Origin of the sequence: Cribrihabitans pelagius (assembly GCF_048820915.1) — a bacterium.
GTDB lineage: Bacteria > Pseudomonadota > Alphaproteobacteria > Rhodobacterales > Rhodobacteraceae > Cribrihabitans_A > Cribrihabitans_A pelagius.
The window spans coordinates 169,475-190,982 of record NZ_JBMERR010000005.1 but is presented as its reverse complement, the minus strand read 5'-3'; the positions used below and the strand labels follow the sequence as shown (position 1 = coordinate 190,982).

Sequence of the window (21,508 nt, the reverse complement as noted above, 5' to 3'; positions counted from 1 at the left end):
GCCTGCAGCAGGCTCCGCACCTGATCGCGGCCTGCGCTCTTTCATATTCTCAGAACTCAAGGCTAAGGTCATAGCTCTTGACACTTCGCGCCCCCGAGACAGAACTCCGGGGGCGCTTTTTTCTTTTGTATTAAGCGGCTGCGCCGTTTTCTTCAACTCTCCCGCACCTGCAGGCCGATCTTGCCCACGTGGGATTTTGTCAGGAACGCCTCCTGCGCGGCCCGGATATCCTTCAGCGGGTAGGTCCCGGCAAGGAGCGGACGGATCTCCCCTGCTTCGATGTAGCTGACCAGATCGGTGAAGACACTGTCCGGCTGGAACGTGCTGCCAAGCAGCGACAGGTCGCGCAGGTAGAGTGTGCGCAGGTCCAGCTCGACGATCGGCCCGGCAATGGCCCCCGAGGTCACATAGCAGCCGCCATTGCGCAGCGCGCCAATCACCTCCTCCCAGCGCGGCCCGCCCACGAGGTCGAGCACCACGTCGAAACTGTGTCCGGGCAGCGGGCCGTCGCGGTCGAGCACTTCGTCGGCGCCAAGCTCCTTGAGTGCCTCGGTCTTGGAAAGCGAGGTGAGCGCGGTGACATGGGCGCCGCGCCGCTTGGCCAGCTGGATCGCGGCGGAGCCAACGCCGCCCGATGCGCCGGTGATGAGCACGCGGCCCGCGCCGAGATTGCTGCGCTGGATCATCCCTTCGGCAGTGGAAAAGGCGCAGGGGAAAGAGGCTAGCTCCACATCCGATAGACTGGAGCGCACCGCGATTGCATCCTTCGCCTGCGCGGTGGTGTATTCGGCAAAGCCGCCGTCTCGCTCGGAGCCGAAGGTTGCAAGCTGATAGTCCCCCGCGGCTTCCGCTGGCCGGTGCATTGGCCGGACCAGGACCCGCTCGCCGATGCGGCTTTCCGGCACACCCGCGCCCGCCGCCACGATCTCGCCGCAGCAATCGGCGCCCTGGATCAGCGGAAACCGCAAGGCGGCGCCGGACCAGCTGCCGTCGCCGGCATCGCTCTCATAGCCCCCCGTGGCGCCTGACGCCGTATCGCTGCGGACGCTTTTGGAATACCAGCCGGTGCGCGTGTTCACATCGGTATTGTTCACCGCCGCGGCGCCGACACGGATCAGGACCTCTCCGGCAGCAGGTGCGGGCACCGGCAGATCCTCGCGCCACTCAAGCTTGCCGAGCCCGCCGTGCCCGGTAAGCACGACGCCGCACATGGTTTCTGGCAATGTCATCATCGGCTCCTTCGCCAAGTAGAATGATTCCTCTACTTGTGTGGGTAGAGGGATCATTCTACAGGGTCAAGCATGAGTGACACGAGACAGAAAATCGCCGCCGGGCTTGAACGCGCCTTTGCGCAGCGGGGCTTTGCGGAGCCAAGCGTGGAAGATCTCCGCGATGCCGCCGGGGTCAGCCTGCGGACGCTTTACAAATACACCCCCTCCAGGGCGGACATGGTTCGGGCCGCGCTGGAGAACCGCCACCACCGGTATCTGGCGCATGTCTTTGACGGCCTGCCCCAGGACCCGCGGGAGGCCCTGCCTGCTCTGATCGCACGGGTGGGGGACTGGATGGCAGTGGAGGCCGCGCACGGCTGCCTGTTCCACGCCGCCGTTGCCGCCGCGCCGGGAAACGCTGACTTGCGCGCGCTTCTGGAGCGTCACAAGGCGGAAGTGGCCGCCAAGGCCGCCGCAGCCGCGGGGGTACCGGGCCGCGAGACCGAGGTGATGCTGATCCTCGAAGGGCTGACCCAGAGCTGGCCGCTGCGCCGTGAGGCCGCGGTCGAGGGCGCCAGACAGCTGGCCGCGGCCCTTCGCTCCGCAGGCTGACCACCGCCTTCACCTGCACGTCATTGCAAAGAAAAAGGCCGCAGCCCCCTCATGGAGAACTGCGGCCCCGGATAATAATAACTGCTGCCTTGCCGCGGTTCAGCCGGTCTGGCGCGGCTGCTGGGTCTGGCGCAGGGTGGAGAGCTCCTCGGCCACCAGGAAGGCCAGCTCCAGCGACTGGCTGGCGTTGAGGCGCGGGTCGCAGGCGGTGTGGTAGCGGTCCGAGAGGTCCTCTTCGGTCACCGCGCGCACGCCGCCGGTGCATTCGGTCACGTCCTGGCCGGTCATCTCGAAATGCACGCCGCCGGGCGTGGTGCCCTCGGAAGTGTGCACTGCGAAGAAGTCGCGCACCTCGCGCAGCACCGAGTCGAAGGGGCGGGTCTTGTAGCCGGTGGAGGACTTGATGGTGTTGCCGTGCATCGGGTCGCAGACCCAAGTGACCTTGGCGCCTTCTTCCTTCACCGCCTTGACCAGCCGCGGCAGGTGCTCGCCCGCCTTGCCGGCGCCGAAGCGCGCGATCAGGGTCAGCTTGCCTTCCTCGTTCTCGGGGTTCAGCTTGGCCATCAGAACCTTGAGGTCCTCGGCAGTGGTGGTGGGGCCGCATTTCAGGCCGATCGGGTTCAGCACCCCGCGGCAGAATTCGACATGGGCGCCATCGGGCTGCCGGGTGCGGTCGCCGATCCAGAGCATGTGGCCGGAACCCGACAGCCATTTGCCGGAGGTGGAATCAAGCCGCGTCAGCGCCTCTTCATATTCCAGCAGCAGGCCTTCGTGGCTGGTGTAGAACTCCACCGACTGAAGGGTATGGGCGTTGTCGGAGTTGACGCCCGCCGCCTTCATGAAGTCCAGCGTGTCGGTGATGCGGTTGGCCATCTCGCGGTAGCTTTCGGCCTTCTCGCCTTCGGTGAAGCCCAGGGTCCAGGCATGCACCTGATGCACATCGGCATAGCCGCCGGTGGAGAAGGCGCGCAAAAGGTTCACCGTGGCCGCGGCCTGGGTATAGGCCTGCAGCATCCGCGCAGGATCGGGGCGGCGCGCGTCATCGGTGAAGGCGAGGTCGTTGATGATGTCACCGCGGTAGCTCGGCAGCTCGACGCCGCCCACGGTTTCCGTGGGCGCGCTGCGCGGCTTGGCGAACTGGCCCGCCATACGCCCCACCTTCACCACCGGCACCTTGGCGCCATAAGTGAGCACCATCGCCATCTGCAGCATCACCTTGAAGGTGTCGCGAATGCCGTCGGCGCTGAACTGGTCGAAGCTTTCGGCGCAGTCACCGCCTTGCAGCAGGAACGCCTCGCCGCGCCCGGCGGCGGCGAGGTGGTTTTTCAGCCTGCGGGCTTCGCCGGCAAACACCAGCGGCGGATATTTCGACAGCTGAGCCTCGGCCGTCTGCAGCGCCGCCGCATCGGTATAGTCCGGCATTTGCACCCGCGGCTTGCTGCGCCAGTCCGATTTCTGCCATTCGCTCATGACCTTGTCTCCGCCTAAGGGATATTTCTGGAATAATTGGAGTGTTCTATACAAAATCGCAGCCGGGCTGACCAGTTTAGAATCCGCCCTACTTGACCCTGCGTCCAAGCTGTGAGCACGGTTTCCGAACGGCCGCGGATGACTCCCGCGGCGAGACTGCTTTCTTGAAGGACGCCTGCCATGCCGACGCAACGCAAGCCCGCCGCCACCAGCACTGCCGCCTGCCAGCCAAAACGGTTCGTTTTTGTGCTGCTCGACAAGTTCACGATGCTATCCTTTGCCTCTGCCGTGGAGTGCTTGCGCATTGCCAACCGCATGGCTGGGCGGGATATCTACAGCTGGACCCTTGCCGGCGAAGGCGGCGAGACGGTAACCTGTTCGGCCGGCACGACTTTTTCGGTGGATGGCGACCTCAGCGAATTGCAGCGCGACGACGTGGTTATGCTCTGCTCCGGCATCGCGGTGCAGGACGCCACCACCAAGAAGCTTCTCGCCTGGCTGCGCCGCGAGGCCCGCAAGGGGCTGATGGTGGGCGGGCTGTGCACCGCCGCCTATACGCTCGCGAAGGCCGGGCTGCTGGACGGCAAGCGCGCCACCATCCATTGGGAAAACGCCGACAGTTTCGCCGAGGAATTCGAGGAGGTGAACCTGACCAAATCGGTCTTCGTGATCGACGGCAACCGGCTGTCGACCGCGGGCGGCACTTCCTCCATCGACCTGATGCTGAAGCTGATTGCCAGCGACCATGGCGAGGAGCTGGCCAATGCGGTTGCGGATCAGCTGATCTATTCCTCGATCCGCACCGACCAGGACGTGCAGCGCCTGTCGATCCCTACCCGCATCGGTGTGCGGCATCCGAAATTGTCCATGGTTATCCAGATGATGGAAGCCAATATTGAAGAGCCGATCAGCCCCTCGGTGCTGGCCCAGGATGTCGGCATGTCGACCCGCCAGCTGGAGCGGCTGTTCCGCCGCTACCTGAACCGCTCGCCCAAGCGGTATTACATGGAGCTGCGGCTGCAGAAGGCGCGCAACCTGTTGATGCAGACCGACATGAGCGTGATCAACGTGGCGCTCGCCTGCGGTTTTGCCTCGCCGTCGCATTTCTCCAAATGCTACCGCGCGCATTACGACACCACGCCCTACCGCGAGCGCGGCAGCAAGGCGGCACCCCACAAGGGCTGAGCCGGCGCCGCCTGCAAGTGCCGGGGTTGTTCCGGTCCCCGCGTCAGCGCGAGATCCGGAACAGCGCGCCTTCACTTTCCGAGGCAAACCAGATGCTGCCGTCGGGCGCTTCCTTGACCGCGCGAACACGGCCGGTCTCGGGGCTTTGCAGCCGCTCGCGCTCCTTTAGCGGGGCACCGGCCAGGCGCGAGATGTAGTTGAACTTCAGCGAGCCCACGAAGATATGGCCGCGCCACGCGGGCCAGAGCGCGCCGGAATAGACCATCAGCCCGGAGGGCGCGATGGAGGGGTCCCAATACCATTCCGGCTGCTGCATCCCCTGTTTCGCGGTGCCCTCGCCAATCTTGGCGCCGGAGTAGTGGCGCCCGTAGGAGATCACCGGCCAGCCGTAGTTGGCGCCCCTGCGGACCAAGTTCACCTCGTCGCCGCCGCGCGCGCCGTGTTCCGAGACCCAGAGGCGGCCCTCAAGGTCCAACCCCATGCCTTGCGGGTTGCGGTGACCGTAGGACCAGATCTCGGGCTGGGCGTTTGCCTTGCCAATGAAGGGGTTGTCAGAAGGAATGGACCCATCGCGGTTGATCCGGACGATGGAGCCCTGATGCAGCCGCAGGTTCTGCGCGCTTGGCCGGTCGCCGCGCTCGCCGAGGGAGACAAACAGCCGCCCGTCCGGCGCCTCGGTGATGCGGGAACCGAAATGGCGCCCGCCGCGGGCGCCCGGCGCGGCCTCGAAGATGATCCTGACGTCTTGAAGCCGGCTCATGCTGCGGTCAAGCCGCCCCTTCGCCACTGCCGTTCCCGCGCCGTGGCCCTGGCGGCGTGAGAGCGTCAGGAACACTTCGCGCGAGCGGGCAAAGTCGCGCGGCACCATCACGTCCAGCAGACCGCCCTGGCCTTGTGCCGCCACCGACGGCAGGCCTTCGACACGGCGTTTTTGCCCGTTGCGGAGGTAATAAAGCCGCCCGCGCCGCTCAGTGACGAGAACGCCGCCGTCGGGCAGGAAGTCAAAGCCCCAGGGCACATCCAGCCCGCCCGCCATGCGGGTGAGACGCAGCTCGCCCGTGCTGCCGGGCAGGGTTTCGGCCGCGGCCGGGCGCATCAGAAGCAGTAGCAGGGCGACCGTCAGGAAGAGGAGTTTCCGTACCATGAAAGACTTTCCCTTATGCTGTTTTCCATATAAATGCCTGCCAGAGCCGCGCCACAACATTCAAGAACCGCGCGGCCAAGGAGGAGGGGATCCGGGGGTATCCAGGCGGGTTCAATAAGAACTTTTCTTTTGTAACCGCCTTGCCTAGGGTCCGAAGGGAACATTTTCGTGTGTTCCAACAATGGGAGTTTACAGATGAAAAAACTGCTGATGGCCACCGCGGCTGCCGCGCTGACCGCGGGCACCGCTTTTGCCGGCGGCCACGCCAAAGAAGTGAAAATCGGGGTGCTGCTCGGCTACACCGGCCCGATTGAATCGCTCAGCCCGAACATGGCCGCCTCGGCAGAGCTGGCGATGGAGGAAGTCACCAAGTCCGGCAAGCTGCTCGACAGCGCCACGGTGACCCCGATCCGCGCCGACACCGGCTGCATCGACAATGGCCTTGCGGTTGCAAATGCCGAAAAGCTGATCGCCGAAGGCGTCAGCGGCATCATGGGCAGCGACTGCTCCGGCGTCACCGGCGCGGTGCTGCAGAACGTCGCCCTGGCCAACGGCATGGTGATGATTTCGCCTTCCGCCACCTCGCCGGGTCTGAGCGCGATGGAAGACAACGGCTTGTTCTTCCGCACCGCGCCGTCGGACGCGCGCGAAGGTGAGATCATGGCCGACATCCTCACCGACCGCGGTGTCGAGTCGATCGCCATCACTTACACCAACAACGACTTCGGCAAGGGCCTGTCGGACTCGATCTCCAAGTCGTTCGAAGCCAAGGGCGGCGAAGTGACCATTGTCGCCGCGCATGAAGACGGCAAGGGCGACTACTCGGCCGAAGTGGCCTCGCTGGCCTCGGCCGGCGGCGACGTGCTGGTGGTTGCGGGCTATCTGGACCAGGGCGGACTGGGCATCATCCGCTCGGCGCTCGACAGCGGCGCGTTCGACACCTTCGGCCTGCCCAACGGCATGATCGGCGACTCGCTGCCCAAGAACGTCGGCCCCGATCTCGACGGCTCTTTCGGCCAGATCGCAGGCTCCGACAGCGAAGGTGCGGCGATCTTTGCCGAGATGGCCAAGGAAGCGGGCTATGACGGCACCACCTCCTTCACCGGCGAAAGCTACGACGCCGCGGCGCTCTTGATGCTGGCGATGCAGGCGGCGGGCTCGATGAAGCCGGCCGACTATGCCGGCAAGGTGATGGATGTCGCCAACGCGCCGGGTGAGAAGATCAACCCGGGTGAGCTGGGCAAGGCACTGGAGATCCTCGCGAACGGCGGTGAGATCGACTACCAGGGCGCCACCGGCGTCGAGCTGATCGAGCCGGGCGAGAGCGCTGGCTCCTACCGCGAGATCGAGGTCAAGGACGGCAAGAACGAGACCGTCAAGTTCCGCTGATCCAACCGCGCATCAGCTATCAGCGATCAGCCCGGGTTTTGCCCGGGCTGTTCCAAATTAAAGGGGCTGCAAAAAGCAGCTAGGGGATTACATGACATGATCGTCGTCGAGGACTTGCACAAGCACTTCGGCGGGTTCCATGCGGTGGATGGCGCCTCGCTTGAAATCGCAAAGGGCTCCATAACCGGTTTGATCGGGCCAAACGGTGCCGGAAAAACCACACTTTTCAACGTGATCGCAGGCGTTCTGGAACCGACCTCCGGGCGCGTCACTATGGATGGCGAGGACATCACCGGCCTGCCGCCGCACACGCTGTTCCACAAGGGTCTCTTGCGCACCTTCCAGATCGCGCATGAGTTCTCCTCGATGACCTGCCGCGAGAACCTGATGATGGTTCCGGGCGCGCAATCGGGCGAGACGCTGTGGAACACCTGGTTCGGCCGCAAGCGCATCGCCGACGAGGAGCGCGCGCTGCGCGCCAAGGCCGACGAGGTGCTGGAGTTTCTCACCATCAGCCACATCGCGGACCTCAAGGCGGGGCAGATCTCCGGCGGGCAGAAGAAGCTCCTGGAGCTTGGCCGCACCATGATGGTGGATGCCAAGATCGTCTTCCTTGACGAGGTCGGCGCCGGCGTGAACCGCACCCTGCTCTACACCATCGCGGATGCCATCAAGCGCCTCAACCAGGAACGCGGCTACACCTTCGTGGTGATCGAGCACGACATGGAATTCATCGACCGCCTCTGCGATCCGGTGATCTGCATGGCCGAGGGCAAAAAGCTGGCCGAAGGCACGCTGGACGAGATCAAGGCAAACGAGCAGGTGATTGAAGCCTACCTCGGAACCGGTCTGAAAAACAAAGATAAACTGGAGGCGGGCACATGAGCGGCAACCCCTACCAGGACGATCATGGCAACAAGGACGCCACGATCACCAACCCGCAAGGTGCCGGCACGATGCAGCCCGCGCACATGAAAAGCGGCCCCACGCACAAGGTGGACGGCGGCCCCTTCCTGATCGGCGACGCGATGACCGGCGGCTATGGCAAGGGTCCTGACATCCTGCACGACTGCACCATCGCCGTCGACAAGGGAGAGATCGCGGTGATCGTCGGCCCCAACGGTGCCGGCAAGTCGACCGCGATGAAGGCGGTGTTCGGCATGCTCGACGTGCGCGCGGGTTCCGTGCGGCTCGATGGCGAGGACATCACCCAGCTCTCCCCGCAGGACCGCGTGGTCAAGGGCATGGGCTTTGTGCCGCAGACCAGCAACATCTTCACCTCGATGACGGTGGAGGAGAACCTGGAGATGGGCGCCTTCATCCGCACCGATGATTTTTCGGACACGATGGAGCAGGTCTATGACCTCTTCCCGATCCTGCGCGAGAAGCGCAACCAGCCCGCGGGCGAGCTGTCCGGCGGCCAGCGCCAGCAGGTGGCCGTGGGCCGCGCGCTGATGACCAAGCCCAAGGTGCTGATGCTGGACGAGCCCACCGCGGGCGTGTCCCCCATCGTGATGGACGAGCTGTTCGACCGCATCATCGAGGTCGCCCGCACCGGGCTGCCGATCCTGATGGTGGAGCAGAACGCAAAGCAAGCGCTTGAAATCGCGGACAAAGGCTATGTTCTCGTGCAGGGCCGCAACGCCTATACCGGCACCGGGCAGGAGCTTCTGGCCGATCCCGAAGTGCGCAAATCTTTCCTGGGGGGCTGAGTGATGGACCTTCTCAACGCCCTTGTGGCGCTTACCAATTTCGTGCTGGTTCCCGGGCTGGCCTATGGCAGCCAGCTGGCGCTTGGCGCGCTTGGCGTGACCCTGGTTTACGGGATCCTGCGGTTTTCCAACTTTGCCCATGGCGACACCATGGCCTTCGGCGCCATGGTGACGATCCTGTTCACCTGGATGTTCCAGTCGATGGGGATCAGCCTCGGCCCGCTGCCGACCGCCCTGCTCGCCCTGCCCTTCGGCATCCTCGCCACCATTGCCATCGCGCTGTTCACCGACCGCACCGTCTACCGCTTCTACCGCGCGCAGAAGGCAAAGCCGGTGATCTTCGTGATGGTTTCTCTGGGGGTGATGTTCATGATGAACGGCATCGTCCGCTTCATCATCGGCCCCGACGATCAGCGCTTTGCCGATGGCGCGCGCTTCCTGATCAACGCCCGCACTTTCAAGCAGATGACCGGGCTCGACGAGGGGCTGGCGATCAAGTCTACCCAGGCCATCACCGTGGTCACCGCGGTGATCGTGGTGGCACTTCTGTTCTGGTTCCTGAACAAGACCCGCACCGGCAAGTCGATGCGCGCCTACTCGGATAACGAGGATCTGGCGCTATTGTCCGGCATCAACCCCGAACGCGTGGTGATGTACACCTGGATGATCGTCGCGGCACTGGCGACCATTGCGGGCGTGCTTTACGGGCTCGACAAGTCGTTCAAACCCTTCACCTATTTCCAGCTTCTGCTGCCGATCTTCGCCTCTGCCATCGTCGGCGGGCTGGGCAGCCCGCTGGGCGCGATCGCGGGCGGTTTCATCATCGCCTTCTCGGAAGTGCTGATCACCTACGCCTGGAAAAAAGTGCTGACCTACACGCTGCCTGAAAGCCTGGCGCCGGACGGATTGGTGCAGCTCTTGAGCACCGACTACAAGTTCGCGGTTTCCTTCGCGCTGCTTGTCGTTGTCCTCCTGTTCAAGCCCACGGGCCTTTTCAAAGGGAAAGCGGTATGACCGGCACTGTCAAACACACGCTTCTGTTCGTCTTTGTCGCCGCGCTGATCCTGGCCGAGGGCGCGACCGATGTGCTGTTCTTCTCGGGCTCCTGGAACACCGCGCTGGTGATCCTCAACATGGGGCTGATTTCAGCCATCATGGCGCTGGGGGTGAATCTGCAATGGGGCTTTGCCGGGCTGTTCAACGTCGGCATCATGGGCTTCACCGCGCTTGGCGGGCTGGCGGTGGTGCTGACCTCCACCGCTCCGGTGCCCGGCGCCTGGAGTGCCGGCGGCTACAGCATCGCGATGGCGCTGGTGCTGGGCGCGCTCACGGTGGCCGGTGCCGTCATGATCGCGCGGATGATGCCCGCGGGCGCGCTGCGCGGCCTGCTGATCCTGGCAGTGCTGGTCGCGGGCTTCATCGTCTACCGCGCGCTGCTTGATCCCGGTGTCGAGGGCGTTGAGGCGATCAACCCGGCACTTGCGGGCAATATCGGCGGGCTGGGTCTGCCGGTGCTGCTGGCCTGGCCCGCGGGCGGTCTGCTGGCGGCGGGCGCGGCCTGGCTCATCGGCAAGACCGCGCTGGGGCTGCGCTCGGACTACCTGGCGATTGCGACGCTGGGGATTGCCGAGATCATCATCGCGGTGCTGAAGAACGAGGACTGGCTGTCGCGCGGCGTGAAGAACGTCGTCGGCCTGCCCCGGCCGATGGCTTACGAGGTCGACCTGCAGGCCGATCCCGCCTTTGCCGAACGGGCCGCTTCGTTCGGGCTCAGCACGGTCGAGGCCTCCACCATCTACGTCAAGCTGATCTACGCAGTCCTGTTCACTGTGGTGCTGCTGGTGATCCTGTGGATGGCGCAGATGGCGCTGAAAAGCCCCTGGGGCCGGATGATGCGCGCGATCCGCGACAATGAGGTCGCGGCCGAGGCCATGGGCAAGGACGTGACCCGCCGCCACTTGCAGATCTTCGTGCTCGGCTCGGCGATCTGCGGCATTGCCGGCGCGATGATGACCACGCTCGACAGCCAGCTCACCCCCGGCACTTACAACCCGCTGCGCTTCACCTTCCTGATCTGGGTCATGGTGATCGTCGGCGGGTCCGGCAACAACTTCGGCGCCGTGCTGGGCGGCCTGCTGATCTGGTTCTTCTGGATCAAGGTGGAGCCTATGGGGCTGATGCTGATCGATTTCGCCACCGCGGGCCTCGCCGACGGCAGCGTGCTCAAGGCGCATCTGCTGGAAAGCGCCTCGCATATGCGGCTGTTCACCATGGGGCTCATCCTGCTCCTTGTCCTCAGGTTCAGCCCGCGCGGCCTGATCCCGGAAAAGTAACAAAAAACGGCGCCTTCATTTGCAGGGCGCCGTTGCTTCTTCTGGCCGAAAATATCCCCGCCGGAGGCAAAGGGTTTGGCAACCGCCAAACCCTTTTTCTTTTGCAACCAGCCAGACGCGCCTCAGCGCCCCTTGAACAGCCCACCCAAAATACCCCGCACCAGCCGCCGCCCGGTGGTGCCCTTCAGCTCCTTGATCACCGCATCCCTCAGCGCCGAGGTCAGGCTGTCCTTGCGGCGCTCCTTCTTCGGTGCCGACCAGGGCCGGGGGTGGCGGCCGGGCTCGGCATAGGCGCGGCCTTCCGGCTCCTTCCCTTCGGCCTCCTTTGCAGCGGCCTCCGCCCGCCCGGCGAGGATTTCATGCGCCGAATGCCGGTCCAGCGCGGTGCCGTATTTCGCTGCCATTGGCGATGCCTGCACGAACTGCGCCCGCTCCCGATCGCTGATCGGGCCCAGATGCGAGCTGGGCGGTCGTATCAGGGTGCGTTCGGCGACGCCCGGCACGCCCTTCTTCTCCAGAAACGAGGTCACCGCCTCACCCACGCCCACCTCGCGGATCGCCGCCTCGATCGAAAACCGCGGGTTGTCGCGGTAGGTGGCGGCGGCCTGGGCCAGCGTCTTGCGGTCCTTGGCGGTGAAGGCGCGCAGCGCGTGCTGGATCCGGTTGCCAAGCTGTCCTAAGACGTCTTCAGGGATGTCGGCGGGCTTCTGGGTGATGAAATAGATCCCGACCGCCTTCGAGCGGATCAGCCGTGCGACCTGCTCTACCTTGTCCACCAGCGCCTTGGGAGCGTCGTCGAACAACAGATGCGCCTCGTCGAAGAAAAACACCAGCCTGGGCTTGTCCGCATCGCCGGCCTCCGGCAGCTCCTCGAACAGCTCGCTCAGCAGCCACAGCAGGAAGGCGGAATAGAGCCCCGGCGCCGCCATCAGCTTGTGCGCGGCCAGGATGTTGACCATACCGCGCCCGTCCGCGTCATGGCGCATGAGGTCCGCAAGCGCCAGGGCCGGCTCGCCAAACAGATTGGCGCCGCCCTGGTTCTCCAGCACCAGAAGCCGCCGCTGGATTGCCCCGATCGAGGCTGAAGGGATGCTGCCGAAACGGCCGGCAAGCGCGGTGCGGTTCTCTCCGGCCCAGAGCAGCAGCGCTTGCAGGTCTTTCAGGTCCAGGAGCGGCAGCCCCTCGTCATCGGCAAGCCGGAACAGGATGTTGAGCACGCCTTCCTGTGCCTCGCTCAGCTCCAGCAGGCGGCCCAGCAGCAGCGGGCCCATGTCGGCAATGGTGGTGCGCACCGGGTGGCCGTCTCGTCCAAGCAGATCCCAGAAGGTGACCGGGCAGGCATGGTAGCGGTAGCTCTCAAAGCCGATCTGCTCCGCCCGGGCTGTGAAGGCGCCGTGCAGCTTGGCTTCAGCGGAGCCCGCTTTGGCAAGTCCGGAGAGATCGCCCTTCACATCCGCGAGAAACACCGGCACGCCGGCGTTCGAGAAGCTTTCGGCCAGGATCTGCACCGTCACGGTCTTGCCGGTGCCTGTGGCGCCTGCAATCAGGCCGTGGCGGTTGGCGTATTGCAGGCGCAGCGCCTGCGCCTGCCCGTAACCCTCGCCGCCGCCGCCGATGAATATCTGCCCTGTTTCTGCCTGCTGGCTCATCCCCGTGCCCTCCCGCGGCGCGCGGCCGCCTGTAGATAACATGATTTATTAACCCTTCCGTGGGAGGATGATCTTGCCCGCCCAGCACATGCGGTTGCTACGGCGGACATTTCCTCCCTGTCAGACTGGCCGTGCCTCAGGGCACGGCTTTTTTCCGGCCCCGCTTCCCCTACGATACGCCCAAATTCCCGGAGGTGCCGCGGGCTGCCGCATTTTTTTTCTATTGCTTGTTGACCGGACGCCAGCCCTTTCGTAACGTCCTACGCAATAACTAAGTCGGCCAGTCCGACGGGGAGACGCACCAAGAAAAAGGGGACCGCCGGGTTCCCTTTTTTGGTCTGATATCAGAAGTTTCCCGGAGCAAGCTTCAGTGCGCGGATTTCCTGCCGCCAACCTCTTTCCCCCTGACAGCGACAAAGCAGCATGGTACAGCGGTGCCGCACGTCCTTACACAAATGAGGCTTTCATGTTGAAGACCCTGACCCCGATCACGCTGGCCGCAGTCCTGGCACTGGCCGCGCCTGTTGCCGCGCAGGAGACCGCAGCAGAGGAGCCGGCCGCACAGACCGAGGCAGAGGCCGCAGAGCAGCCGGCAGAATCATCCGCCGACAGCGTGCTCGATCTGGGGCAGCCGGTAGATGGCGAGCCGCGGCTGGGCCAGCGCTACTCGAAAGAAAAGCACGGGTCCTGGGACCTGGCCTGTGTCCGCACCGAGGAGGACACCGATCCCTGCTCGCTCCTGCAGGTGATGAAAGGCCCCGAAGGCAACGCAATTGCCGAGTTCTCGCTGTTCCGCATCGAGCAGAAGGGCGCGCAGGCCGTGGCGGGTGCAACCGTGATCGTGCCGCTGGAGACGCTGCTGCCTGCGGCGCTGACCATCGCTATCGATGGCGCGCCCGGCAAGCGCTACAACTATTCGTTCTGCAACCAGATGGGCTGCGTTGCGCAGATCGGCCTGACCCAGGGCGATATCGACGCCTTCAAGAAGGGCAAGGAAGCGGTGCTGTCGCTGCGCCCGGCCCCCGCGCCGGATCAGGTGGTGACGATGAAACTGTCGCTCAACGGCTTCACCGCGGGCTACAACGTGGTGGATGTGGTCAAGCAGTAAACTGCAAGCCGTTGCCAAACAAACAGGAACGCCGCCGCCTCCGGGCCGCGGCGTTTTTCATTGTCAGGGTCTGGCAATCAGATCCGGCGCAGCGCCAGCACCGCGTTCAGCCCGCCAAAGGAGAAGGCGTTGGACAGCGCCACCTCGACTTCCGCCTCGCGGGCCTCGTTTGGCACCACGTCCAGCGCGCATTCCGGGTCGGGTTCCTCGTAGCCGATGGTAGGGGCGATCACCCCGTCGCGCAGTGCCATGATGCAGGCCAGAAGCTCCACCGCGCCGGTGCCGCCGATCAGGTGGCCGTGCATCGACTTGGTGGAGGAGATCATCAGTTCGTCCGCATGCGGGCCAAAGACATCCGCCACCGCGGCGCATTCGGTCTTGTCGTTGGCGGCGGTGCCGGTGCCGTGGGCGTTGATATAGCCGACCTGCTCGCGCGCAACGCCTGCGTCCTGCAAGGCGCCCGCCATCGCCCGTGCGGCGCCCTGCTTGCTCGGCATGACGATGTCGCCCGCATCAGATGTCATCGCGAAGCCTGCAATTTCACACAATATTTCAGCGCCGCGGGCGCGGGCGTGCTCGTATTCCTCGAAGACAAACACACCGGCGCCCTCGCCCTGCACCATGCCGTTGCGGTTGGCGCTGAAGGGGCGGCAGGCGTCCTTGGACATCACTCGCAGCCCCTCCCAGGCCTTGACCCCGCCAAAGCACAGCATGGATTCCGAGCCGCCGGTCACCATCACCGGCGCCATGCCGCTGCGCACCATCTGAAAGGCCTGCGCCATCGCATGGTTCGACGACGCGCAGGCGGTGGAGACCGTGAAGCCGGGTCCCTTGAGGTTGAACTCCATCGAGACATGGCTGGCCGCGGCGTTGTTCATCAGCTTCGGCACAACAAAGGGATGCACCCGGTTCTTGCCGTCCTCGTAAACCGAGCGGTAATTGTCATCCCAGGTCGAGACCCCGCCGCCCGCGGTGCCCAGCACGACGCCGGATCTTGCCGAGAGCTCGCCATGAAACTCCAGACCGGCCTGCCGGACCGCCTCCTTGGCGGCGGTCAGGGTGAATTGGGTGAAACGGTCGTAAAGGCTCATCTGCTGGCGGTTGAAGCGGCCCTCGGCCTCGAAGCCGCGGACCTGGCCGCCAATGCGGATCGCCAGCCGCTCCACATCGCGGAACTCCAGACCGCCGATGCCGCAGCGCCCCTCGCGCATCGCCTCCAGTGTCGCCGGAACCGAGTGGCCCAGGGCATTGATCGTGCCCGCCCCGGTGATCACAACGCGTTTCATCGGAATTTACGCTTTTTCCATCCGCAGTTTTTCGATCCCCGCCACGATCGCGGCCACGCTGGAGATGTCGAAACCGCTCTGCTCCGGCGCATTGGCGTTGAAGGGGATGGTGATGTCGAAAGCTTCCTCGATCGCGAAGATGCTTTCCACCAGGCCCAGGCTGTCGATGCCCAGATCCTCCAGCCTGCTGTCCAGGGTCACATCCGAGGGCTCCAGCACCGCCTGTTCGGCGATGATCGCAATAACCTTGTCCTGCGTGCTCATGCGGCAACCTCTGATCCGGTGGTGGATTTGCGGCAGATGTAATCCGTTGTTTGTTACTTGAAAACCGCCTTTTTCAGCGCCTCAATGTCGCGCATCAGGCGCGGCAGGCGGCGCTGTGCCTTGTACATCTCGGTGTGGGTGTCCATCTTCACGCCCGGGTAGCCCATGATGACCCGGCCCGCGGGCACGTTCGACAGGATCTTGGTGCCGCCGCCGGCAATCACCCCGTCGCCGATGAAGATGTTGTCGACCACGCCGGTCTGCCCGCCCAGCACCACGTTGTTGCCGATATCCACCGAGCCGGACACGCCGGTCTGCCCGCACAGCAGGCAGTCGCGGCCGACGCGGGTGTTGTGGCCCACATGCACGAGGTTGTCGAGCTTACTGCCATCGCCGATCACGGTGTCGCGGATGGTGCCGTTGTCGACGGTGCAGTTGCTGCCCAGCTCGACGTCATCGCCAATGGTCACCGCGCCCAGCGAGTGGATACGGACCCAGGACTGGGCCTTGGCGCCGTCCTGGTCGCCCATTGTTTTGCGGGCGTTTTCCGCGCCGGAAACCTCGGGCGTCACATAAGAAAACCCGTCGCCGCCGACCCGGGCGCCCGGCTGCGCGCGGAAGCGGTTGCCGATGCGGGCGCGGGCGCCGACCGAGACCATCTCGCGCAGGTGGGCGTCGGTGCCGATTACCGTGTCTGCGCCGATGTGACACTGCGGGCCGATCACCGAGCGGGCGCCGATTTTCGCCCCGGCGCCGATCACCGCCAGCGGGCCGACGCTCACACCCTCGCCCAGTTCGGCGGTGGGGTCGATCACCGCGGAGGGGTGGATGCCGCTGGTGTTTCCCTGGCCGCGGTCCAGCATCGCGGTGACACCGGACATGGCCATGCGCGGGCGCGGTGCGAAGATCGCAGCTTCCAGGCCCAGGGCGTGCCAGTCCGCGCCCTCCCACAGGATCGCGGCGCGGGCGCTGCCGGCCTTGAGACCTTCGGCGTATTTCGGGTCCATCGCCATCGCCAGCTGGTCCGCGCCCGCGTCCTGCGGTTCGGCGGCGCCGGTGACTTGCAGATCGAGGTCGCCCTGCGCCTCGGCGCCCAGCTGCTCGGAGATCTGGCGGATTGTGAACATGGCAGGCCCTTTCAGCTTATCCAGTCTGGGCCCGGTATCTAGCCCTGAACGCCGGCCAGTACCACCCCTGCCTGCTCCAGCGCCGCCCAGACCTTGGCGTCGCGGCCGTAGACGTCACGGCGGTATTCCGCGCGCCCGTCATTGGAGACCGTCGCGGTGCGGTAGATGATATGCACCGGCACTTTCTGTTCCAGATTGACCCGGGTCTCGCGGCCGGTGTTCAGCACGCGGTGAAAGAACGCCTTGGGATCCTCCTCCTGCCGGGCAAGCAGCGCGTAGGCAAACTCAAACGGCTCCGCCAGCCGGATGCAGCCATGCGAGAAGGCGCGCACCTCGCGGCCGAACAGGCTCTTTTGCGGGGTGTCGTGCAGGTAGATGTTGTATTTGTTCGGAAACATGAACTTGACCAGGCCAAGCGCATTGCCGCGGCTGGGCGGCTGTTTCATCGAAAACGGGAAGTTGCGAGCCGTATACCGCGAGAAATCCACCGACCCGCGGTTCACCACCCGGCCGCGGCGGTCGGTCACCTGAATGTGGCTCACCGCGTTGGGGTTCCTGCGCAGCTTGGGCAGGTATTCCTTGGTCACGATCGAGCGCGGCACGTACCAGCTCGGGTTGATGACCATATGCTCCATCTCGTCGGAGAATTCGGGGCTGCGGCGGTCATGGGTGTTCTTGCCGATCACCGAGCGGGTCTCAAAGGTGACGTCGCCATTGTCGATGATCTTGGCTGTGAAGTCGGTCTGGTTCACCAGGACATGCCGTGCGCCGCGGTCGGCGGGCAGCCAGCGCTCCCGTTCCAGCGCCACTATCACCGATTTCAGCCGCTCCGGCACCGGCTTGTTGAGCTCGCCCAGCGTGCCCGTGCCGGCAACGCCATCCACGGCGAGCCCGTGCGCGGCCTGGAAGCCGCGCACCGCCTGCTCCAGCGCGGCGTCATAACGGCGCGAGGCGCTGCGGGAAAGATAGCCCATCGCCATCAGCCGGTTGCGCAGCTGCACGACGGCGGGGCCTTCATCGCCCGGCTCCAGCTTTTCCGCCTGCACCGCCGGGCCCCAGCCGCCGTGGGCCAGAGTCTGCTCCAGCCGGGTCTTCTCGCGCAGGAGCGCGCGGTATTGCGGCGTCGCGGGCACCAGGCTGCGCAAGAAGGCGAGGGGCTGTTCGGTGCTGATGCCGAGCAGGAAGGCGGTGCCGTCCACCGTCTTCTTCTTGCGCACCATGCCGTCGTCGATGCGCGAGGGAACCAGAATACCGGTCTGCAGATCGGTGGCATAGCCGACCAGCGCCCGGCTCAGCGCCGCCTCCGCCGCACCGAGCTCGTGGGCGGTGCGGGCATCGCGCAGCAGCGTAAGAAGGTTGCGCACCTCGCCGGAACGGTCTGGCAGCCCATGTGCGGGCGCCTCCTCCAGCGCGGCGATCAGCGCGGCGCGGCGCGCCTGCGCCGCCGCGCCGGGCGCGGTCCAGATCGCCTGATAGCCGTTCTGGCGGTAGAACGCCGCCACCGCATCACTGGCCGCCGCAGCCTCGGCCACGGCTTGGCGGAAGGCGGGCGGCACCTGCTGCTGACCGGGCGCCTGATCCGCGGCATGCCCGCCGGTGGCAGCAAGCCCGCCCAGTGCCAGGGCAAACAGCCCGGCCTTGAATTTCGGCGCAAATGTTCCGGCGGTGTCACGCATCATTTCTTCAAATCCTTAAAGCCGCTCGATGTTCTATTTTGGCTGTAGCTACCTGAAATTCTGGTAAAGGCCACAGCCGCCTGTCCAATCACATCCGGTAAAATCCGGCGGTGATGCACCGGCGCCGCGCCTATGCGGCCGCCGCGCCACAGTCGCGGGGAAAAGTTCCGCCGCCCTCCCCTCATGCGCAGGATTTCGCCGAAATCCGCCGCTTCGGCCGCAGTGCGGCAATCAAAACTTGGCTCACGAGTCCGCCTGTGGCATATACACCTCACGTTAACTAAGAAGGTTAGCGCGCCCGTAACATCGGGCAAGTTGGCAGGACAAAATCGCTTACGGGACGGCACAGGAAACATGGCAGAATTCAAGAGCACGGGCTTGTCCCGGCGTTCCCTTTTGGGTGTGTTCGCAGCAACGGCAGTAGCGGCGGCGCCGACTTTCTCCAATGCGGCAGGCTTTCTTCGCGGCGGCGGCGATATCCGCCGGATCCGCATGTATTCGGGCCGCACCGGCGAACGGCTCGACATGGTTTACTGGATTGACGGCGAGTACATCGCCGACGCGGTTGCCGAGGTTAACCACATCATGCGGGACTGGCGCACCGGCGACGTCAAGCAGATGGACCTGCGCACCATCGACATCATGGCTGCCTCGCACAACCTGCTCGATGTGAACGAACCCTTTATGCTGCTGTCGGGCTACCGCAGCCCCAAGACCAACGCCATGCTGCGGCGCCGGTCGCGCGGGGTGGCGAAGAACTCCTTGCACATGCGCGGCCAGGCCGCCGATCTGCGGCTGGCATCGCGCTCGGTCGCACAGATGGCCAAAGCGGCCCAGGCCTGCCGCGCCGGCGGCGTCGGCAAATACGCGCGCTCCAATTTTGTGCACATGGATTGCGGCCAGGTCCGCAGCTGGAACGGCTGAACCATAGCTACGGGTATCCTCTACCCGCCTGGGCCTGCGTGTTTCTGCACGCGGGCTTTTTTTATGTGCTGCGGTTGCTGCCTGTGTCATGCGGATCCTGTCCCTTCCCCGCAAAAAACGCCTGAGAATAAAATCGGTTCCCGGAAAATTTGCCGTTGCAGCCGCCAGCGCTGCCCGCTATACCCGCCGCACATCCAGGCACCTGTAGCTCAGCTGGATAGAGCGCTGCCCTCCGAAGGCAGAGGCCAGAGGTTCGAATCCTCTCAGGTGCGCCACTCCCCCCAAACCCAATGCTGTTCAGGACGCAGGCCTTACGCGGCGAGCGCCTTCGCCAACGCATCAAGCACCGCATTCTGGCGCGCTGATCTGCCGAGGCTCGGGGGCCAGGTCAGCCAGTAGCCGTCGGTGATTGGCAGCTCCGGGGCGGGCGCGGTCTGCAAGCTTCCCAGCGCGAGGCAATCGCGCGCCAGCACGCGGGAGCCCAGCACCACCCCCTGCCCCAGACGCGCCGCCTGCAGCGCGTGCGACATGGAATCGGCGGAGAGCCAGCCGTCCTGCGGCGCGGGCTGGCCGGTGAGCCGGGCCCATTCGCTCCAGCCAGGCCGCTCGCCGCGCAGGGTGATCGCAGGCAGCCGGCGCCAGCCCTCTGCCTGCCCCGGTGCGGTCATCGGCTGCAGGACCTCCCCCGCAATCAGCGCCGCTGCCCGGCCCGGCCAGTCGCCGCGGCCATAGCGGATGTGGACCGCCGCGCCCGCGGCCTCGAACTCGCCGCGCTTGGGCACCGTGTCCAGCACCAGGCGCAGGCCCGGGAACGCCGCGGCAAGGCGGCCCAGCCGCGGCAGGACCAGAAGCTCCAGATGCGAGGGCAGCGCCGCGATGCGCAACTCGCGCAGACCCTGGCCGAAGAGGTTGCTGGTGCCCTGCTCCAGCGCCCGAAGCGAGTCCTGTACCAGCGGCAGGTAACTCTCTCCGTCGACGGTGAGCGCGACGCCCCGGGCCGCGCGCAGGAACAGCTTGCGCCCCAGCCAGCTTTCGAGATTGCGGATGCGCTGGCTCACGGCCCCCTGCGTCGCGCCCAGCTCTTTGGCTGCGGCGGTGAAATTGCCATTCCGCCCCGCCGCCTCGAACACCCGCAGCCAGTCGAGCGGCGGCAGCCGCTTGGGAGTGCGTGTCTCTGTCATTAGAAAACCTGAGCCTCCAGCCCTGAATTAAACAGTTCTTTTGATGACTGAGACCGGCTAGCTAAGCAAGCGTGAACCAGGCCAAACCGGAGAGACACCATGCCCCGTTCCGTCACCGCCGATGCATCCGGCCGTTTCCTGACCGTGCGTTTTGCCGATGGCAGCAGCCATCGCTTCCATGCGGTCTGGCTGCGCGACAATGCGCTGGACCCGGAGACCCGTTCCCCCGGCAATGGCCAGCGGCTGATCACAATCGGCGACATCCCAGGCGATACCCGGATCAGCACCGCCGCCGTTGAGGACGATACGCTGACCATCACTTTTGCGCCCGAGGGCAAGACCGTGTCCTTCCCCGGTGCGTGGCTGAAGACCCACGCCTATGATTCTGACCGGAATATGCAATTTGGCCGCACGCCAGAGGGTGTAATGACCTGGGACAACCGGCAGGCGGTGCCTGCTTTCGACTGGGATGCCGTGCAGGCCGACCCGGCAGTCAAGCGGGACTGGCTGGGCGCGATTGCCCGGCTCGGCGTTGCCAAGCTGGAAAACGGCCCGGTGCGCGACGGCGCGCTGATCGACTGCGTGGACATGTTCGGCTTTGTGCGGGAGACCAATTATGGCCGCCATTTCGAGGTCCGTACCGAGGTGAACCCCACCAACCTCGCCTTCACCGGGCTCGGCCTGCAGGCGCATACCGACAACCCCTACCGCGACCCGGTGCCGACACTGCAGATCCTCTATTGCTTGGAGAACTCGGCCGAGGGCGGCGACAGCATCGTAGTGGACGGCTTCCGCGCGGCGGAGCGGCTGCGGGAGGAAGACCCGGAGGGCTTTGCTTTGCTCGCAGGCTGCCCGGCGCGGTTCGAGTACAAAGGCTCGGACGGGGTGCATCTGTCGTCGCGCCGCCCGATGATCGAACTGTCATCCGATGGCGAGCTGACCGGCATCCGCTTCAACAACCGCTCCTCCGCACCTTTCGTGGATGTGCCCTTTGCCCAGATGGAGGCCTATTACGCCGCCTACCGCCGATTGGGCGGGATCATCGACGACCCCAGCATGGGCGTGTCCTTCAAGCTGGAGCCGGGCGAAAGCTTCATCGTCGACAACACCCGCGTGCTGCATGCGCGGCTGGGCTATTCCGGCGCTGGCTCGCGCTGGCTGCAGGGGGCTTACGCCGACAAGGACGGGCTCATGTCCACTCTCAACGTGCTGAACGCGCAAAACCGGGTCTGAGCAG

The 21,508-nt window shown here is 65.2% G+C and carries 19 protein-coding genes and 1 tRNA gene; 11 read left to right on the top strand and 9 right to left on the bottom strand.

Going from position 1 to position 21,508, the window contains the following annotated elements:
- Nucleotides 1-152 precede the first annotated feature (152 nt).
- The gene (locus ACOHX0_RS06595; RefSeq protein ID WP_420675894.1) at nucleotides 153-1,229 is read right to left on the bottom strand and encodes an alcohol dehydrogenase family protein; all 1,077 of its coding nucleotides are present in this window, start codon (nucleotides 1,227-1,229) and stop codon (nucleotides 153-155) included.
- Between the two features lie 72 nt (nucleotides 1,230-1,301).
- On the opposite strand from ACOHX0_RS06595, the gene ACOHX0_RS06590 reads away from it, so the two are divergent.
- Nucleotides 1,302-1,823: a TetR/AcrR family transcriptional regulator gene (locus tag ACOHX0_RS06590; protein WP_420675893.1), complete on the top strand. Its 522-nt coding sequence runs from the start codon at nucleotides 1,302-1,304 to the stop codon at nucleotides 1,821-1,823.
- A 99-nt stretch (nucleotides 1,824-1,922) separates the two neighbouring features.
- On the opposite strand, the gene ACOHX0_RS06585 is transcribed toward ACOHX0_RS06590, so the two are convergent.
- On the bottom strand, nucleotides 1,923-3,293 hold the full coding sequence (locus ACOHX0_RS06585) for a class II 3-deoxy-7-phosphoheptulonate synthase (protein WP_420675892.1): 1,371 nt from the start codon (nucleotides 3,291-3,293) through the stop codon (nucleotides 1,923-1,925).
- A gap of 180 nt (nucleotides 3,294-3,473) precedes the next feature.
- On the opposite strand from ACOHX0_RS06585, the gene ACOHX0_RS06580 reads away from it, so the two are divergent.
- Nucleotides 3,474-4,478 (top strand): GlxA family transcriptional regulator, encoded by a 1,005-nt coding sequence (locus ACOHX0_RS06580; protein WP_420675891.1) that lies wholly within the window; start codon nucleotides 3,474-3,476, stop codon nucleotides 4,476-4,478.
- Between the two features lie 43 nt (nucleotides 4,479-4,521).
- Here ACOHX0_RS06580 and ACOHX0_RS06575 read toward each other — a convergent pair whose 3' ends face one another.
- Complete coding sequence (locus tag ACOHX0_RS06575) at nucleotides 4,522-5,622, bottom strand: PQQ-dependent sugar dehydrogenase (RefSeq protein WP_420675890.1); 1,101 nt, start codon at nucleotides 5,620-5,622, stop codon at nucleotides 4,522-4,524.
- A gap of 195 nt (nucleotides 5,623-5,817) precedes the next feature.
- Here ACOHX0_RS06575 and ACOHX0_RS06570 point away from each other — a divergent pair, with 195 nt between their 5' ends.
- The 5 genes from ACOHX0_RS06570 (at nucleotide 5,818) to ACOHX0_RS06550 (ending at nucleotide 11,056) form a co-directional block, all read left to right on the top strand.
- Entirely contained in the window at nucleotides 5,818-7,011 is a 1,194-nt protein-coding gene (locus tag ACOHX0_RS06570) for an ABC transporter substrate-binding protein (protein ID WP_420675889.1), read from the top strand.
- A 96-nt stretch (nucleotides 7,012-7,107) separates the two neighbouring features.
- On the top strand, nucleotides 7,108-7,896 hold the full coding sequence (locus tag ACOHX0_RS06565) for an ABC transporter ATP-binding protein (RefSeq protein ID WP_420675888.1): 789 nt from the start codon (nucleotides 7,108-7,110) through the stop codon (nucleotides 7,894-7,896).
- Entirely contained in the window at nucleotides 7,893-8,723 is an 831-nt protein-coding gene (locus tag ACOHX0_RS06560; protein ID WP_420675887.1) for an ABC transporter ATP-binding protein, read from the top strand. Before ACOHX0_RS06565 ends, ACOHX0_RS06560 begins: the two co-directional genes overlap by 4 nt.
- A 3-nt stretch (nucleotides 8,724-8,726) precedes the next feature.
- Entirely contained in the window at nucleotides 8,727-9,737 is a 1,011-nt protein-coding gene (locus ACOHX0_RS06555; RefSeq protein ID WP_420675886.1) for a branched-chain amino acid ABC transporter permease, read from the top strand.
- Entirely contained in the window at nucleotides 9,734-11,056 is a 1,323-nt protein-coding gene (locus tag ACOHX0_RS06550; RefSeq protein WP_420675885.1) for a branched-chain amino acid ABC transporter permease, read from the top strand. Before ACOHX0_RS06555 ends, ACOHX0_RS06550 begins: the two co-directional genes overlap by 4 nt.
- A gap of 122 nt (nucleotides 11,057-11,178) precedes the next feature.
- Here the strand turns inward: ACOHX0_RS06550 and ACOHX0_RS06545 are convergent, their stop codons facing one another.
- A complete protein-coding gene (locus tag ACOHX0_RS06545; protein ID WP_420675884.1) occupies nucleotides 11,179-12,705 on the bottom strand; it encodes a helicase HerA-like domain-containing protein in 1,527 nt (508 codons plus the stop codon).
- 466 nt (nucleotides 12,706-13,171) lie between these two features.
- Here ACOHX0_RS06545 and ACOHX0_RS06540 point away from each other — a divergent pair, with 466 nt between their 5' ends.
- Complete coding sequence (locus tag ACOHX0_RS06540) at nucleotides 13,172-13,813, top strand: invasion associated locus B family protein (protein WP_420675883.1); 642 nt, start codon at nucleotides 13,172-13,174, stop codon at nucleotides 13,811-13,813.
- Nucleotides 13,814-13,890: 77 nt separating this feature from the next.
- On the opposite strand, the gene ACOHX0_RS06535 is transcribed toward ACOHX0_RS06540, so the two are convergent.
- Genes ACOHX0_RS06535 through ACOHX0_RS06520 form a run of 4 tightly spaced genes read right to left on the bottom strand, consistent with a single transcriptional unit; the run spans nucleotide 13,891 to nucleotide 18,169 of the window.
- Complete coding sequence (locus ACOHX0_RS06535; RefSeq protein ID WP_420675882.1) at nucleotides 13,891-15,099, bottom strand: beta-ketoacyl-[acyl-carrier-protein] synthase family protein; 1,209 nt, start codon at nucleotides 15,097-15,099, stop codon at nucleotides 13,891-13,893.
- Nucleotides 15,100-15,105: 6 nt separating this feature from the next.
- Nucleotides 15,106-15,363, bottom strand: coding sequence for an acyl carrier protein (locus ACOHX0_RS06530; protein ID WP_420675881.1), 258 nt, complete (start codon nucleotides 15,361-15,363; stop codon nucleotides 15,106-15,108).
- Nucleotides 15,364-15,416: 53 nt separating this feature from the next.
- Nucleotides 15,417-16,490, bottom strand: a complete 1,074-nt coding sequence (lpxD, locus tag ACOHX0_RS06525; protein WP_420675880.1) for a UDP-3-O-(3-hydroxymyristoyl)glucosamine N-acyltransferase — start codon at nucleotides 16,488-16,490, stop codon at nucleotides 15,417-15,419.
- 38 nt (nucleotides 16,491-16,528) lie between these two features.
- Nucleotides 16,529-18,169, bottom strand: coding sequence for a L,D-transpeptidase family protein (locus ACOHX0_RS06520; RefSeq protein ID WP_420675879.1), 1,641 nt, complete (start codon nucleotides 18,167-18,169; stop codon nucleotides 16,529-16,531).
- 351 nt (nucleotides 18,170-18,520) lie between these two features.
- On the opposite strand from ACOHX0_RS06520, the gene mepK reads away from it, so the two are divergent.
- Nucleotides 18,521-19,090 (top strand): peptidoglycan L,D-endopeptidase MepK, encoded by a 570-nt coding sequence (mepK, locus tag ACOHX0_RS06515; RefSeq protein WP_420675878.1) that lies wholly within the window; start codon nucleotides 18,521-18,523, stop codon nucleotides 19,088-19,090.
- 198 nt (nucleotides 19,091-19,288) lie between these two features.
- Nucleotides 19,289-19,365, top strand: a tRNA-Arg gene (locus tag ACOHX0_RS06510).
- A 36-nt stretch (nucleotides 19,366-19,401) separates the two neighbouring features.
- Here the strand turns inward: ACOHX0_RS06510 and ACOHX0_RS06505 are convergent.
- Nucleotides 19,402-20,271 carry a LysR family transcriptional regulator gene (locus tag ACOHX0_RS06505; protein WP_420675877.1) on the bottom strand — a complete coding sequence of 290 codons (870 nt, stop codon included), beginning with the start codon at nucleotides 20,269-20,271 and terminating at the stop codon, nucleotides 19,402-19,404.
- 99 nt (nucleotides 20,272-20,370) lie between these two features.
- Here ACOHX0_RS06505 and tmpA point away from each other — a divergent pair, with 99 nt between their 5' ends.
- On the top strand, nucleotides 20,371-21,504 hold the full coding sequence (gene tmpA, locus ACOHX0_RS06500) for a 2-trimethylaminoethylphosphonate dioxygenase (protein ID WP_420675876.1): 1,134 nt from the start codon (nucleotides 20,371-20,373) through the stop codon (nucleotides 21,502-21,504).
- The last annotated feature ends 4 nt before the right edge of the window (nucleotides 21,505-21,508 follow it).